The organism is Aeromonas piscicola, assembly GCF_000820005.1.
GTDB lineage: Bacteria > Pseudomonadota > Gammaproteobacteria > Enterobacterales > Aeromonadaceae > Aeromonas > Aeromonas piscicola.
In genome coordinates this window covers 242,765-257,861 of the sequence record NZ_CDBL01000052.1, presented here as the reverse complement: position 1 = coordinate 257,861, position 15,097 = coordinate 242,765, and the positions used below count along the sequence as shown (strand labels likewise).

The 15,097-nt window shown below is 60.8% G+C and carries 14 protein-coding genes; 5 read left to right on the top strand and 9 right to left on the bottom strand.

All coding sequences use genetic code 11. The annotated features are described in order from the left end of the window. Window positions 1-113: 113 nt before the first annotated feature. The 9 genes from exeK to exeC all read right to left on the bottom strand — a co-directional run bounded on the left by exeK (window position 114) and on the right by exeC (window position 9,026). On the bottom strand, window positions 114-1,139 hold the full coding sequence (exeK, locus tag BN1128_RS11835; RefSeq protein ID WP_042868945.1) for a GspK family T2SS minor pseudopilin variant ExeK: 1,026 nt from the start codon (window positions 1,137-1,139) through the stop codon (window positions 114-116). Beyond that, a complete protein-coding gene (gene exeJ / locus BN1128_RS11830) occupies window positions 1,129-1,752 on the bottom strand; it encodes a GspJ family T2SS minor pseudopilin variant ExeJ (RefSeq protein ID WP_043140839.1) in 624 nt (207 codons plus the stop codon). Before exeJ ends, exeK begins: the two co-directional genes overlap by 11 nt. Window positions 1,753-1,772: 20 nt before the next feature. Further along, window positions 1,773-2,132, bottom strand: coding sequence for a GspI family T2SS minor pseudopilin variant ExeI (gene exeI / locus BN1128_RS11825; protein WP_021139454.1), 360 nt, complete (start codon window positions 2,130-2,132; stop codon window positions 1,773-1,775). Beyond that, on the bottom strand, window positions 2,129-2,680 hold the full coding sequence (gene exeH / locus BN1128_RS11820) for a GspH family T2SS minor pseudopilin variant ExeH (RefSeq protein ID WP_156140238.1): 552 nt from the start codon (window positions 2,678-2,680) through the stop codon (window positions 2,129-2,131). Before exeH ends, exeI begins: the two co-directional genes overlap by 4 nt. Before the next feature lie 56 nt (window positions 2,681-2,736). Continuing rightward, the gene (gene exeG / locus BN1128_RS11815; RefSeq protein ID WP_042868940.1) at window positions 2,737-3,168 is read right to left on the bottom strand and encodes a GspG family T2SS major pseudopilin variant ExeG; all 432 of its coding nucleotides are present in this window, start codon (window positions 3,166-3,168) and stop codon (window positions 2,737-2,739) included. Window positions 3,169-3,319: 151 nt separating this feature from the next. After that, the gene (gene exeF, locus BN1128_RS11810) at window positions 3,320-4,540 is read right to left on the bottom strand and encodes a GspF family T2SS innner membrane protein variant ExeF (RefSeq protein ID WP_042868935.1); all 1,221 of its coding nucleotides are present in this window, start codon (window positions 4,538-4,540) and stop codon (window positions 3,320-3,322) included. Window positions 4,541-4,611: 71 nt separating this feature from the next. After that, window positions 4,612-6,117 carry a GspE family T2SS ATPase variant ExeE gene (gene exeE / locus BN1128_RS11805; RefSeq protein WP_042868933.1) on the bottom strand — a complete coding sequence of 502 codons (1,506 nt, stop codon included), beginning with the start codon at window positions 6,115-6,117 and terminating at the stop codon, window positions 4,612-4,614. Next, window positions 6,117-8,156: a GspD family T2SS secretin variant ExeD gene (exeD, locus tag BN1128_RS11800; protein WP_042868931.1), complete on the bottom strand. Its 2,040-nt coding sequence runs from the start codon at window positions 8,154-8,156 to the stop codon at window positions 6,117-6,119. Before exeD ends, exeE begins: the two co-directional genes overlap by 1 nt. Window positions 8,157-8,177: 21 nt before the next feature. Then, a complete protein-coding gene (gene exeC / locus BN1128_RS11795) occupies window positions 8,178-9,026 on the bottom strand; it encodes a GspC family type II secretion system variant ExeC (RefSeq protein WP_276325062.1) in 849 nt (282 codons plus the stop codon). Between the two features lie 214 nt (window positions 9,027-9,240). Between exeC and hslR the strand changes: the two genes are divergently transcribed. The 5 genes from hslR to BN1128_RS11770 all read left to right on the top strand — a co-directional run bounded on the left by hslR (window position 9,241) and on the right by BN1128_RS11770 (window position 15,087). Further along, complete coding sequence (gene hslR / locus BN1128_RS11790) at window positions 9,241-9,639, top strand: ribosome-associated heat shock protein Hsp15 (RefSeq protein WP_005315870.1); 399 nt, start codon at window positions 9,241-9,243, stop codon at window positions 9,637-9,639. Between the two features lie 108 nt (window positions 9,640-9,747). Further along, window positions 9,748-10,632, top strand: a complete 885-nt coding sequence (hslO, locus tag BN1128_RS11785) for an Hsp33 family molecular chaperone HslO (RefSeq protein WP_042868927.1) — start codon at window positions 9,748-9,750, stop codon at window positions 10,630-10,632. 149 nt (window positions 10,633-10,781) lie between these two features. Next, complete coding sequence (gene pckA / locus BN1128_RS11780; RefSeq protein ID WP_042868925.1) at window positions 10,782-12,407, top strand: phosphoenolpyruvate carboxykinase (ATP); 1,626 nt, start codon at window positions 10,782-10,784, stop codon at window positions 12,405-12,407. 178 nt (window positions 12,408-12,585) lie between these two features. After that, a complete protein-coding gene (locus BN1128_RS11775) occupies window positions 12,586-13,251 on the top strand; it encodes a GntR family transcriptional regulator (protein WP_042868923.1) in 666 nt (221 codons plus the stop codon). Between the two features lie 33 nt (window positions 13,252-13,284). Continuing rightward, complete coding sequence (locus BN1128_RS11770; RefSeq protein ID WP_042868921.1) at window positions 13,285-15,087, top strand: aminopeptidase P family protein; 1,803 nt, start codon at window positions 13,285-13,287, stop codon at window positions 15,085-15,087. Window positions 15,088-15,097 lie beyond the last annotated feature (10 nt).

Sequence of the window (15,097 nt, the reverse complement as noted above, 5' to 3'; positions counted from 1 at the left end):
CTCCTGCCATTCCCGTCCGCATCCCTCTGGATGGGCGGGAGCGCAGCCTTTGGCTGCTGTCCAATACGGATTCAGAGTGGGTTCGGCCATCAGCCGTCACCCACGCCTGTTTGTTATTCGGCGCCACCGCTGAGGCGGCGCAGCATCACCAGCTTGTTGTCCTTGCCACGCACGAAGACACTCTCCAGCCTGGCCCGGGTATCACCGACTTCGGCGATCAATTTGGCTTCGAAATAGCTGCTCTTGACGTCCAGCGCCGTATCCAGCCCGGTGATTGTGCTCGCCTGCACCGGCATCTGATCCGTCATCGCTTTTTTATCCTTCCACCCCTTCTGGGGGCGGCTGGTCAGCACCCGCTTGGCGTCATCGAGCCCCACCTTGTCCAGATAGAGCGCTACCAGCAGCGCCGCCTGTTCCGGCTTGATGGTGTTGATGTTGACCACCAGTTTCTCGCTCGGCAGGGCGCACACATAAGGCGCCAACCGGGCATACAGCTTGGCGCTCACACCGCGCACCGCCCTCAGCTCATCCGTGCTGAGCATCCACTGGTTCGCGGTCAGATAAGGGGGCGTCAGCCCCTCGTAATAGGCATCTTCGGCACCGTAGCTGGAGACCAGCGCCGTATCCTTGTCGGTCCAGTCGCGGATGGCATCGGTCAGCTGCACCGCCTCGTAATCCTCGACTTCGAGCTGCTTGAGCAGGGAGCGAAACGCCTTGACCGGATAAGGCTGCTTCTCGAGGTCATCGCCGCTCACCCCGTCTTTCAGGGGCACGCTCAGGCTGTTGAGGTTGAAGCAGGATTGCAGATCCCGCACCCGGCCGGTCAGTTTGCCGTCATCCACCGGGAAGACCGCATCCTGCCTGGCCCAGTTCTGACCCAGGTTCACCACATTGGGGTCATCCTTGAAATCCTGAGCCAGCACCTTGCTCACCAGCGCCTCCGCCGACATGGCATACCACCAGGCCTGCTTGCCGGCGGTGAGGTTGCCGGTACGGCGCAGCTCCAGCTGCAGGCGACCGCTCATGTTGCTGGCGATGATCACCATTACCGACAAGATGAGCAGCACCACCAGCAGGGCCATGCCCCCCTGGCGGCGGCAAGATGGCATGCTGCCAGACGCTGTCCGCTTAGTTCGCATTTTCTGCTCGCTGGCCACCGGCCCCGATGAGGAACTGGCGGCGAAGGGTGCCGTAATCTTCCAGATCCAGCTCCACCGCCAGGCCGTAAGGCAGAACGTTGCGCTGGGTCCACTCTTCCTTCCAGGCACCCTTGTCGTAGAAATAGAGCCGCAGCGCCGTCACCCGATCCAGCATGGGCTGAATGCGCGGCTCTGTGCCGATCACCGGATCCGGATAGAGGTAGCTCAGCCGCTCCAGCTTGTGATCCTTGAGCCGCCAGCCAACCCGCTGCAAACCGGAGCGTGGCAGCATACCATCCGGATTGAGCCAGCCACCGCGAATGAAGGCCATGCCCCAGTCATCGCTCTGCTGGCCAAAACGGGATGCCGCCAGCAGCACCTTGTTGTTCTCGCCGTCGATGCGGCCACTGCGGGGCACCATCTGGGTGATGTCCCGCTCCATCAGGGTGAAGGCAAGCTGCAACTCGGAGAGACGGGCCTCTTTCTTCTTGGCCACCTCGTCGCTGGTGAGCACCCCCTGCAGCACCTGATAGGCGCCCATGCTGAGGCTGGCAAAGATGGCGATGGCCACCAGCATCTCCAGCAGGGTGAAGCCGCCCTGACGGGACTTCATTTGAGTGTCGTTGGCCAGGCTCATCGGCTGATATAGGTCCGGATCATGGCCACAGGGCTCTCGGCCTTGGGTGCGGTACGCACTTCCATATCCAGCGCCTTGAAGTTGTTGTCAGCGGTGGCGACACCGCGATAGCGCCAGTACCAGGTCTGCCCAGCCATCTTCTCGTCCCCTTCCACCCAGCTATCGCCGGGCCACTTGGCTTCGAGTTTCTGCTGCACCAGCTGGTTTTCCACCACCCAGGTCGCCAGCGTCTTCTCTTCCAGATAACTGAGCGCAGAGAGGTGTTCGCTGGCGGTTTTCATCACGGCGAGACCCGCAATGGCAAACACCGCCAGCGCGACCATGACTTCCAGCAATGTCATGCCACGGGCGTTCATTCCTCTTCCTCCTCGTCCTGCAGCAGTCGCAAGCGGCCGAATTCATCCGCCTTGACCGTGCGCAGGTAGCGCACATCCTCATCCTGCTGGGTCAGGGTCAGCACGAAGGGGCTGAGCTCGCCACCGGGGAAGATCAGCACTTGGGGCGTGCGCTCCTTCTCGTCCCGACCCCGCTCGGTTTTCTCGTCGGACTCGGTTCGCCAGCTGAACCCTTCGAGTTCGATGGCCAGCAGCATGGTGTCGGGCAGTTGTACCTGTCCCAAAATCTTGTCGCCGGTCAGCGCCTGCCACTTGCGATCCTTGGCCTGACGCTGCATGAACTGCCAGCCGTGATCCTCGATGCGAAGCCCCACCAGCCGGCCATCCATCACCGAATACTCCTGCGCCTGTTGCAGGGTCGCCATGAAGCGGCGCGCCTGCTTGTCGAGCTCGCGATCGCCTCTGGCGCCCCCCATGCTGAGGGTGACGGCGGTGGCCACCAGCCCCATCAGCATGGCCACCAGCAATACCTCCAGCAGGGTGAAACCGGCTTGGTGATGACGAGACAACGGGCTCCTCACGGCAGCCTCATCCACAGCACCTTGATGGCAGCGCAATCAATCACTTATTGGAAATCCTTCAGATTCCAGTTGCCGATGTCGTCATCGGTACCGGCTTCGCCATCCAGCCCCATGGAGAAGATGTCGATCTTGCCAAACTGGCCCGGACTCAGCATCTGGTACGGGTTGCCCCAGGGATCCTGCGGCAGGCGCTTGATGTAGCCACCGTCACGGTAGCTGCGCGGCTCGGGGGCGGCGGTCGGCTTGTTGACCAGCGCATCCAGGCCCTGCTCCGTGGTCGGGTAACGGTTGTTGTCCAGCTTGTACATGTCGAGGGCATTTTCCAGCGCCACTATATCGGAGACGGCTTTCTGCTGGTCAGCCTTCTCCTTGTTGCCCATCAGGTTGGGCACTACCAGGCTGGCCAGGATCCCGAGGATCACTATGACCACCATGACTTCCAGCAGGGTAAAACCGGATTGACGACGCTTTTGCATGACTTACTCCCTAACGAAATGAGATGGCATGAACCATCAACGATTAACTGTTAAACCGCGATCGTTCGATTACGCCTGCCGGCTAATCGAACCTGCGAGTTCGATTGGATTTGTAGGTTCGAATAGCGAAGCGTATTCGGACACCCGAACCTTACAGATTCACCATGTTGTTGAGCTCGAGGATCGGCTGCAGGATCGACATCACGATAAACAGCACGACCCCGGCCATGGAGACCACCAGCAGGGGCTCGAACACGCCGAGGGCGATGTTCACCTGGGTTTCGAACTCCCTGTCCTGGTTGTCAGCCGCCCGCTCCAGCATGTTGTCGAGCTCGCCGCTCTGCTCGCCGGAGGCGATCATGTGCAGCATCATGGGCGGGAAAATCTTGGTTTCATCCAGTGCCTTGCGCAGGCTGGTCCCCTCCCGCACCCGTTCAGTGGCCTCACCGATACGAGTACGGGCGAAGTCATTGGAGAGCACCTCGCCGGCGATCTTCATCCCCTCCAGCAAGGGCACGGCGCTGGCGTTGAGGATGCTCAGGGTGCGGGCGAAGCGGGCGGTGTTGAGACCACGGCTGACCCGGCCTATGACCGGCAGGCGCAGCACCACCTGATGCCAGTGACGACGACGTTTCTCGTCGGTCAGCCACCAGCGCCAGACAAACCCACCGATAAACAGCAGCAGCAGGAACCAGAGGCCGTAGTGCTGCATCAGCTCGCTGGTGCCAATGAGGAAACGGGTCGTCGCAGGCAGTTGCTGGCCCATGTGTTCAAACTGGGCCACTACCTTGGGCACGACTGCGGTGAGCAGGATCGAAATGACCCCGACCGCCACCAGGGTGAGGACTATGGGGTAGATCATCGCCTGCAGCAGCTTGGTGCGCATGTGCTGGCGCTGCTCCGTGTAGTCGGCGAGCCGGTTCAGCACCTTCTCCAGATGACCGGACTTCTCCCCTGCCGCCACCATGGATCTAAACAGCTGATCGAACACGTGAGGGAAGGCCCCCAGCGAATCGGCCAGCGAGTAACCTTCTACCACCTTGCTGCGCACGGTTGCCACCAGACTGCGCAGGTGGGCCTTTTCGCACTGCTCGGCCACTGCCCGCAGCGCCTCTTCGATAGTCAGGCCTGCACCAACCAGAGTCGCCAACTGGCGAGTAATAAGGGCCAGCTCGGAAGTGGAGGCACCACGGCGAAACAGCACGAAGCGATTCGCTTCACGCTTTGCCTTCTCTGTGGTCTCGTTCACCTCGAGCGGGGTCAGCCCCTGCTCGCGCAGTTGCTGGCGTACCTGACGGGCCGAGTCACCCTCGGTCACCCCCTGCTTCTGGCGCCCCTTGCTGTCGAGGGCTTTGTATTCAAATGCTGACAATACTCTTGCTCCTCTGCCCTAGCACAGTGACGTCTCGTTATCCCGATTCAAATCGCTTGCCTGACCGAACATCAATCTTCCCGGGTCACGCGCAGCACTTCTTCGAGACTGGTCTGGCCCTTGAGCACCTTGTCGATGCCATCCCGGCGGATGCTGGGGGTATGGCCGCGGATCAGCCGCTCTATGGCCAGTTCGCCGCTGGCGCTGTGGATCGCCTCGCGCACCGCCTCGTCGATCACCACCAGCTCGTGAATACCGGTCCGGCCGCGATAACCGGTGTGGTTGCACTGCTCGCAGCCCACCGGGCGCCACACCTGCTGATCCGGTGCCAGCTCCATGCCCATGGCAAGACGCTCCTGCTCCGTGATGGGGCGCGGGGTGCGGCAATCCGGACAGAGGGTACGCACCAGCCGCTGGGCCAACACTGCCAAGAGCGACGAGGAGAGCAGGAAAGGCTCTATCCCCATGTCCCGCATCCGGGTGATGGCACCGATGGCAGTGTTGGTGTGCAGAGTCGACATCACCAGGTGACCGGTCAGCGACGCCTGCACCGCTATCTGGGCGGTCTCAAGGTCGCGAATTTCCCCCACCATTACCACGTCCGGATCCTGACGCAGGATGGCGCGCAGGCCGCGGGCGAAGGTCATGTCCACCTTGGTGTTGACCTGGGTCTGGCCCACCCCTTCGAGGTCATATTCGATAGGGTCCTCCACCGTGAGAATGTTGCGATCCCGCGAGTTGATCTCGGAGAGTGCCGCATACAGGGTGGTGGACTTGCCCGAACCGGTCGGGCCCGTCACCAATATGATGCCGTGGGGCTTGCGAATGAGTTCGCTGATGATGTTGCGGTTGGCCAGCGTCATGCCGAGCTGCTTGAGCTCGAGGCGCACGTTGTTCTTGTCGAGCAGACGCAATACCACTCGCTCGCCGTAACTGGACGGCATGGTCGACACCCGCACGTCCACCGCCCGGCCACCGATACGCAATGAGATGCGGCCATCCTGCGGCACCCGCTTCTCGGCGATGTCCATCCGCGACATGACCTTGATGCGCGACACCAGCAGGGAAGCCAGCTTGCGATGGGGGCGCAGTATCTCCCGCAGCACGCCATCGATACGGAAGCGAATGACCAGCACCCGCTCGAAAGTCTCGATGTGGATGTCGGACGCCTCCTCTTTTATCGCCTCGCTCAACATGGCGTTGATGAGGCGAATGATGGGGGCGTCGTCATCGGCGTCCAGCAGATCCTCGCTCTGGGGCAGCTCTTCGGCCAGGGCGAAGAAGTCCATCTCGTTGCCGAGATCTTCCATCAACTGGCGCGCCTCGGAGGAGTCGCGCTGGTAGTGTGCCATCAGCAACTCTTCAAACTCGTCATTGCCGAGCTGCTCCACCTCGAAGGCGCAACCCGCCACCCGCCGCACCTCGAGCAGGGTTTGCGGTGCCACCCCCGGACGGCACAGCAGCAGGGGGGTCCCTTGCCGCTCGGTCAGGACGACACCGAAGTTGCGGGCAAAGGCGAACGGCAGCTCGGGCAGGGCTGCTGGCAGATCCGTTCCGTCAAGCTGGTACGCCGCCATTACTTGTTACCCTGTACGAATGGCTGCACTCCGTCGGCCGTCGCCTGCTGGTGCGCTTTCATCAGCTCGATCTGCTTCTGCGCCTCGGGCGACTGGATAATCTCCTGGCCATATTCAGGCAGCACCTGGCGTTTGGGCGAGGTGAGGTAACCCTCCTGTGCAGCTGCTTCCAGCTGCTCGGCCCGGAACAGGGTGTACTTGTTGCTGGATATGCCGGAGTAGACGTTGGCATCGCGCAATATGGTGGGCCGGATAAAGACCATCAGGTTGCGCTTGGCAGTGCTGTTGTTGGTGGAGCGGAACAGGTAGCCCAGCACAGGGATATCTCCGAGCAGCGGCACCTTGGAGACGGTTTCACTGGTCTTCTCATCCATCAGACCACCCAGCACCACGGTTTCACCGCTTTTCACCAGCACGGCGTTCTTGATGGTGCGGGTATCAAACGTCGGACCCAGTGTTGCAGTGCCCTCCGCAGCCTTGCTCGCCACACTGGAGACCTCCTGCTCTATGGTCAACAGCACAGAGTCCCCTTCGTTGATCTGTGGTGTCACAGTCAACTTGGTACCCACCGTCTTGCGCTCTATGGTGTTGAACACCTGATCGCTGGTGGTGGAGCTCTGGGAGCCGCTCTGCACCGGCACTTCCTGACCGACGTTGAAGGAGGCTTCCTTGTTGTCCATGGTCACGATACTCGGGGTGGAGAGAATATCGCTCTTGGTGTTGGTAGCGAGCGCCGTTACCAGCGCGGCCCAGTTGCCCTTGTAGAAACCTGCAGCCATGCCGTTGAAGTCTTTCGCCAAGGCAGCCAGCCCCGTGGTGGTGCCGTTATTCTGGTAATCCTTGGCGGCGATGGCCACCGAGCCGATGGGCAGAGTCGTATTGGTAAACTGGGTGCCGCCACCGTTGGTATTGGCCCACTGGACACCCAGGTTGAGGCCGTCACCGTCGGCGATTTCGACTATGATCGCCTCCACCAGCACCTGGGCACGACGGATATCCAGCTTGGCGACCACCTGCTCCAGCTCGGCCATCACATCCGGCTGGGCCGTGATGACCAGCGCATTCGTGGTCTCGTCGGCGGAGATGGCCAGCTTGCCACCGCCGATGCTGGCGCCACCACCTGCGGTCGTGGCGGTGCCGCCGCCCTTCTTGTCCGCTTCTATGCTGGAACTGACGCCCTTGAGCACCTCCACCATGTCCTTGGCCTTGCCATATTTCAGGTAGAAGACCCGGGTGTTGCCCTGGCTCTGCAGATCCCGATCGAGCTGGCGCACCATCTGTATGATGCGGGCCCGCGCCTTGGGTTCACCACTGACCACCACAGAGTTGGTGCGCTCGTCGGCCACCACCTTGGGAGCCAGCAGCAGGGAGGTGTTGCCACCCTGACTGTTGCCATCCTTGTTGAGGTTGGTCACCAGCCGCACCATCTCGCCGGCGGAGGCATATTTCAGCTTGATGATGTCCACTTCCTGATCGCCCGCCTTGTCGACCCGGCGCACCACTTCCACCAGACGGTTGACCACGGCGGCACGGCCGGTGATGAGCAGCACGTTGGAGGGATCGTAATGGACCACGTTGCCGCCACCGGCGTTGTCATTGAGCTGACGCAGCAGGGGAGCCAGTTCACGCACCGAGACGTTGCGCACCGGTACCACCCGGGTCACCATCTCGTCGCCTATGCCCGGGTTGGTCTCATCCACCACGGGGATGGCCGAGGTCTTGGCGTCCTTGGAGCGCACCACCTTGAGCACACCGTTATCCATGGGCACCACGGCAAAGCCATAGACATCCAGCACGCTCAGGAAGAACTGGTAGTACTGCTCCTCGTTGAGCAGGTCGTAACTGCGGACGTTGATCTTGCCGCGCACCGAAGGCTCTATGATGATGGTCTTGCTCAGGTTCTTGCCGACCGTGTTGATGAACTCTTCGATGTCGGCATTCTTGAAACTGGCAGAATACTCGGTGGCCCAGGCAGAGCCCGCCATCATCAGCGCCGCTGCAACCGTGGCCAGACGCCAGCCCTTCCCTTTATTTATCATTCTTGGTGCTACTCCAAATCATTATTCTGACAAGCCGACATAAACGTCGTAGAGCTGTCCTTGCCGCTCGACGGTGACGGTCATTTCCGTGGCGCCCGCCACCTGCTGCATTGCCTGCATGGCCTGAGCGTTATCCCGCAAATCCAGGCCATTGATGCTGACCGCCATGTCGTTGGCGACCAGACCGAGTTGATTGAACAGCTCTGGATTGCTGCCCGGATTGAGGCGATAGCCGACCATGCGACCATCCACCCGCACCGGGGAAATATTGAGGTAATCGGTGATCTTGCCGGGGTTGCCCAGCAGTTCGCTGCGCACCGAAGAGAGCTTGCCATCCTGATTGCCCGGTTTGGGCAGGGGCTTGCCGTACTCTTCCCCGTCCAGCATCAGGGTCTCGTCCCGCGCGTCACGTTCTATGATGACTCGGTCGGCGAACACCTGACGGATCTTGGCCTGGGTGCCATCGATGAAATCACCGATGCCATAGGAGTTCTGCACGCCGTTGTGAGCGATGATGGCGATGGATTTGGCCGGATCCGAACTGGCCAACACACCGTTGAGCTGGGCGTTGAGCTGAGTCTTGGGAGCATCGGCTGCGACAGCATCGGCCGCCTGGGCCTGTTGCTTCGCCTTGCCAAACAGCGCCAGCCGGCTGATGCCGCCGAGATCGAGCCGGGCCGAGCCTTGGCCCTGACTGGTGACCATGGCCGGTTGCCAAGGTTGGCTGGCCTGCTGGCTGCCGAGATCCAGCAGACGCCAGGTGAGACCCGCGCACTGGTGGGCCAGCAACAGCAGCAGAAGCCAGAACAGGGGCTGGCTGAAACGGGAGAGCGGCACGGTTTTGCAACGGGCCAGAAGGGAGCTCAACAAGTCATCCCTGAACGGTAGCGTCATGTTTATCAATATATTCTGGCATCCAAATCGGTTGGCTATTGTGTACGGCAATGGACCCAGAGACAACCGACCGGATGGGATGAAGCTGCGAAAATTGACATTCCGTCACACCATCAGCCCCCCCGTTTCTATCCCGAGGCCTGCCTCTGGTATAATCAGGCTCCCCTTTCAGCCATCCCGGAGTCGATTCATGCCGAATCCCGCAGAAACCACAACCCAGGTCCGCCTCGACAAATGGTTGTGGGCGGCGCGTTTTTACAAGACCCGCAGCCTGGCCCGCGATCAGATTGAAGGGGGCAAGGTGCACTACAACGGCCAGCGCAGCAAGCCGGGCAAGGCCGTCGAAGCCGGTGCCCTCATCCGTGTCTGGCAAGGCCAGGACGAACGGGAGGTGCGGGTGCTGCAAGTGAGCGAACAGCGCAAGTCCGCCCCGCTGGCCCAGCTGCTCTATGAAGAGACGGAAGCCAGCCTGAAAAAACGGGCCGAGAACAGCGAGGCGCGCCGCTTCAACAGCCAGTTTGCCCCCAGCCCGGAGCGTCGTCCCGACAAGCAGGAGCGGCGCCAGCTGATCAAGGTCAAGCAATATTGACTCGCCAACGTGGCCCTTTTATGACGACAGGAGACGGGATTAGTTCCTAACCACCTGTTTAATAATGTTTTTGTCTATTTACCTCACCTAAGAACCCAGGAATGCATGATGAGTAACCAAGATCTCCTGTATCGCTATCTGTTTGAAGAGTACGAAGTCCGGGGTGAGCTGGTCCAGCTGGACCATACCTACCGCCACGTGGTGGAAGCCCAGAACTACCCGGTGCAGGTGCAAAAACTCCTGGGTGAGCTGCTGGTCGCTACCAGCCTGCTGACCGCCACCCTCAAGTTTGAAGGCTCCATCACTGTGCAGTTGCAGGGCGATGGCCCGGTGCGCCTCGCCGTCATCAACGGTGACAACAACCAGCAACTGCGCGGTGTGGCCCGTTTTGAGGGCGAACTGCCAAACGATGGCAAGCTGCAGAGCCTGATCGGTGAAGGCCAGCTGATCATCACCATCACCCCGGAGCAGGGTGAACGCTACCAAGGCATCATAGCGCTGGACGCCGACACCCTGGCAGGTTGCCTGGAGCACTACTTTGCCCAGTCGGAACAGCTGGCCACCAAGCTGTGGATCCGTACCGGCTACCACCAGGGTGAACCCCGCGCCGCCGGGATACTGCTGCAGGCGCTGCCCGCCCAGAGCGAGGATCACAGCGCAGATTTCGATCACCTGACCCAGCTCACCGCCACCATCAAGGATGAAGAGCTGTTCGGCCTGGAAGCGGAAGAGATCCTCTACCGTCTCTACCACCAGGACAAGGTGCGGGTGTTCGATCCGCAGGCGGTCGAATTCCGCTGCACCTGCTCCCGCGCACGCTGCGAAGGGGCCCTGTTGCAGATAGAAAAGGAAGAGGTCATGGAGATGGTGCAGGAGCTCGGCAAGATCGACATGCATTGTGATTATTGCGGCGCCCAGTACCAGTTCGATGGAATCGACGTCGAAACCCTGTTCAGCAGGGCTCCCGATAATGATGCAAACAAGTTACACTAATTGAAGGCGGGCAAAACCCGCCTTTAACTTAAATAACAAAAAAATACCCTATTTTATAAAGTTTGATGGCGATCTCTAAACTCTACCACCTAAGTGATAGGATGAATGCCAGATAGAACCCTACAAACCTCTGAACCCAGGAGAATACAATGACAATCGTGGCAGAACCCACCCTGGCCCAACAATTAGGACTGGACCAGTACGGTATCAAAAACAGCCAAGAAATCGTTCGCAACCCCTCTTACGATCAGCTTTTCGCGGAAGAGACACGTTCTGACCTGGAAGGGTTCGAGCGCGGCGTGGTGACCGAGCTGGGCGCCGTCAACGTAAACACCGGCATCTTCACCGGCCGCTCCCCGAAAGATAAATATATCGTCAAAGACGCCACTACCCAGAATACTGTGTGGTGGTCTGACCAGGGTAAAAACGATAACAAAGCTATTACCCCGGAAGTGTGGTCACATCTGAAATCCCTGGTGACCAAACAGCTCTCCGGCAAGCGCCTGTTTGTGGTCGATGGCTTCTGCGGTGCCAACCCGGATACCCGTCTGGCCGTGCGCGTCATCACCGAGGTGGCCTGGCAGGCTCACTTCGTCAAGAACATGTTCATTCGCCCGAGCGATGAAGAGCTGAAAGCCTTCAAACCTGACTTCGTGGTGATGAACGGTGCCAAGTGCACCAACCCGAACTGGAAGGAGCAGGGTCTCAACTCCGAGAACTTCGTTGCCTTCAACCTGACCGAGAAGATCCAGCTCATCGGCGGCACCTGGTACGGTGGCGAGATGAAAAAGGGCATGTTCTCCATGATGAACTACTTCCTGCCCCTGCGCGGTATTGCCTCCATGCACTGCTCCGCCAACGTGGGTCAGGACGGCGACGTTGCCATCTTCTTCGGCCTCTCCGGCACCGGCAAGACCACCCTCTCCACCGATCCCAAGCGTCAGCTGATCGGCGATGACGAGCACGGCTGGGACGATGACGGCGTGTTCAACTTCGAAGGGGGTTGCTACGCCAAGACCATCAAGCTCTCCAAGGAAGCCGAGCCGGACATCTTCAACGCCATCCGTCGCGATGCGCTGCTGGAAAACGTGACCGTTGCCGCCGATGGCACCATCGACTTCGATGATGGCTCCAAGACCGAGAACACCCGGGTCTCCTACCCCATCTATCACATCGAGAACATCGTCAAGCCGGTCTCCAAGGCGGGTCATGCCAACAAGGTGATCTTCCTGACTGCCGATGCCTTCGGCGTGCTGCCCCCAGTCTCCAAGCTGACCAAGGAGCAGACCAAGTACCACTTCCTGTCCGGCTTCACCGCCAAACTGGCCGGTACCGAGCGTGGCATCACAGAGCCGACCCCGACCTTCTCCTCCTGCTTCGGTGCGGCCTTCCTCAGCCTGCACCCGACCAAGTACGGTCAGGAGCTGGTGAAACGGATGGAAGCCGCAGGTGCAGAAGCCTATCTGGTCAACACCGGCTGGAACGGCACCGGCAAGCGCATCTCCATCAAGGATACTCGCGCCATCATAGATGCCATTCTGGACGGTTCCATCGAGAAGGCCGAGACCAAGGTGCTGCCAGTCTTCAATCTGGAAGTGCCGACCGCGCTGCACGACGTGAACCCGGCAATCCTCGACCCGCGCGACACTTACGCCAACAAGGCCGAGTGGGATGCCAAGGCCCAGGATCTGGCCCAGCGCTTCATCAAGAACTTCGAGCGCTTCACCGACAACGAAGAGGGCAAGCGCCTGGTTGCTGCGGGTCCGCAGCTGTAACACCAGCCTCCTTTCTCTTGCCGACATCCATACCGGTCAGCCCTGCTGACCGGTATTTTTTTGACCAGAGGGCGGCGTTTGATCCCCGCCAAACCTTGCCTTGTGGGCAGTTGCGCGTTAGATTCAGCCCAACTTTATACAATATACAATTTTGTAACGATTCCCCTGTGACCCGACCATGACCCCACCCTACAAGACCCGTACCCAGATGGTGATGGAAAATCTCCGTGGCCGGATCCTGCGTGGCGAATTCCCCGCCGGCGCCCCCCTGCGTCAGGACGCCATCGCCAAGGAACTGGCGGTGAGCCGCATTCCGGTGCGCGAAGCCCTGATGCAGCTGGAGGCCCAGGGGCTGGTGAAATTCGAGGCCCATCGCGGCGCCGTGGTCACCATGCTGGACGCCTCGGCCATCGAGGAGCTCTTTTATTTGCGAGCCCTGCTGGAAGCCGATACCCTGTTTCACGCCGTGGATATGATGACGGAGGAGACCTTCGTCAAGGCACAAGCCATCCTCGCCCAGTTTGATCAGGCGCTCGAGTCAGGCACCCAGATCGAACACTGGGCCGAATTGAACCACAGTTTTCACGCCACCCTCTATCAGGCTGCCGGTCGCCCCCAGGCGCTGGAGCTGATTGCCCAGATCAATCTGAGCTGTGACCGCTATGTACGCTTCGAGCTGCTGTTTGCCAGCGACGGAGTGGACAAGGCCGAGCGTGAACACGCCCAATTGCTGGAACTGTGCCGCGCCCGTCGCAAACACGAGGCCGTGGTGTTGCTCAAGCAACATATCGAGGCGGCTGGCCAGTCGATCAAGCGGATCCTGGACAGCGGCCACCACCACTGAACACTCACATCACAACAATCTGGCATTAACGACATGAATCATTTCGAGATTATTGAAACCCGCGTCGCCCAGGTCAGGGCCACACTGGCCACACAAGAGCTGGACGCCTTCATAGTCCCCCACGATGACGAGCACCTGGGCGAGTACATTCCCGCCTACGCCGAGCGTCTGGACTGGATCACGGGTTTCAACGGCTCCGCCGGGCTCGCCATCATAATGGCGCAGCGGGCGGCCCTGTTCATCGACGGTCGTTACACGGTGCAGGCGCGCATGCAGGCACCGGCCGAGCTGTTTGAGTTTCTCCATCTGAACGAAGATCCCCACGTCCAGTGGCTGGCGGATCAGCTGCCGTCCGGCTCCCGGGTCGGCTTTGACGCCCGCCTGCACAGCCTGGCCTGGTATCAACACGCCAAGGCCCTGCTGACCGAGCGTGGCATAGAGCTGGTGCGCGTGGAGCAGAACCCCATCGACCTGCACTGGAGCGATCGCCCCGCCCCCACCAAGACCCCTGTCATCCTCTACAGCGAGGAGCTGGCTGGCCAGTCGAGCCAGGCCAAGCGTGAACTGCTGGCGAGCGATCTGCGCAAGCGCGGGCTGGATGCGGTACTGCTGACCCAGGCCGAGCCCATCAACTGGCTGCTCAACCTGCGTGGTCGCGACGTGGAGCGGCTGCCCGTGGTATTGGGCTTTGCCGTGCTATACGCCAACACCAGCATGGATTTCTTCGTCGACACCGACAAAATCGACTGCATCGCCTTCTCCCGTCACGTGGGGCAGGATGTCTCCGTTTACCCCATCGACAAGCTGGGTGACGTGCTGCAACGCATAGGTGAAGACCAGCAAAAAGTGCTGGCCGACCCCAACACGGCCAACGCCTGGACCCAGCTCATCATGGAAGAGGCAGGCGCCATCCTGGTGGCCGGCCAGGATCCGACCATGCTGCCGAAGGCGTGCAAGAACGCCGTTGAGCTGGCCGGCATGCAGCGTGCCCACCTGCGCGATGGCGTCGCCGTCACCCGCTTCCTCGCCTGGCTGGATCGGCTGATCGCCGCCGGCGAGTTTGAAGGGGTGGACGAAGGCACGCTGGCGGACCAGCTGGAAGCCTTCCGCCACGAGCAGGAGCACTACGTCGAGCCGAGCTTCGATACCATCTCGGCACTGGGCCCCAATGCCGCCATGTGCCACTACCGTCACACCAACGGCACACCGCGCGCCTTCGGTCAGGACAGCATCTATCTGGTGGACTCCGGCGCCCAATATCTGGACGGCACCACCGACATCACCCGCACCGTCAAGGTGGGTGAGGTCACCGATGAGCACAAGGCCATGTTTACCCGGGTGCTGCAGGGCCATATCGCGCTGGATCAGGCCCGCTTCCCGCGCGGCACCGCCGGTATCCAGCTCGACGTACTGGCCCGCATGCCGCTGTGGCAGGCCGGTTACAACTATGACCACGGCACAGGCCACGGCGTCGGCCACTTCCTGAGCGTACACGAAGGCCCGCAGCGCATCGCCCCCAAGGGCAGCCTGGTGGCGCTGCAACCGGGCATGGTGCTCTCCAACGAGCCGGGTTACTACCGGGAAGATGCGTTCGGCATCCGCTGCGAGAACCTGGTGGTGGTGACCGAGCAGGAGCAGATCGGCGAGCTGTCCATGCTGGGCTTCGAGCGGCTGACTTACGTGCCGTTCGATACCCGCCTCATCGAGCGCAACCTGCTGAGCCCGGCTGAGTTCCGCTGGATCAACGAATACCATATCGAGGTGTTCCGCCGCCTGAGCCCGCTGCTCGAGGGCGAGGATCTCGCCTGGCTGGAACAGGCAACCAGCCTCATCTAACTGCAGACAA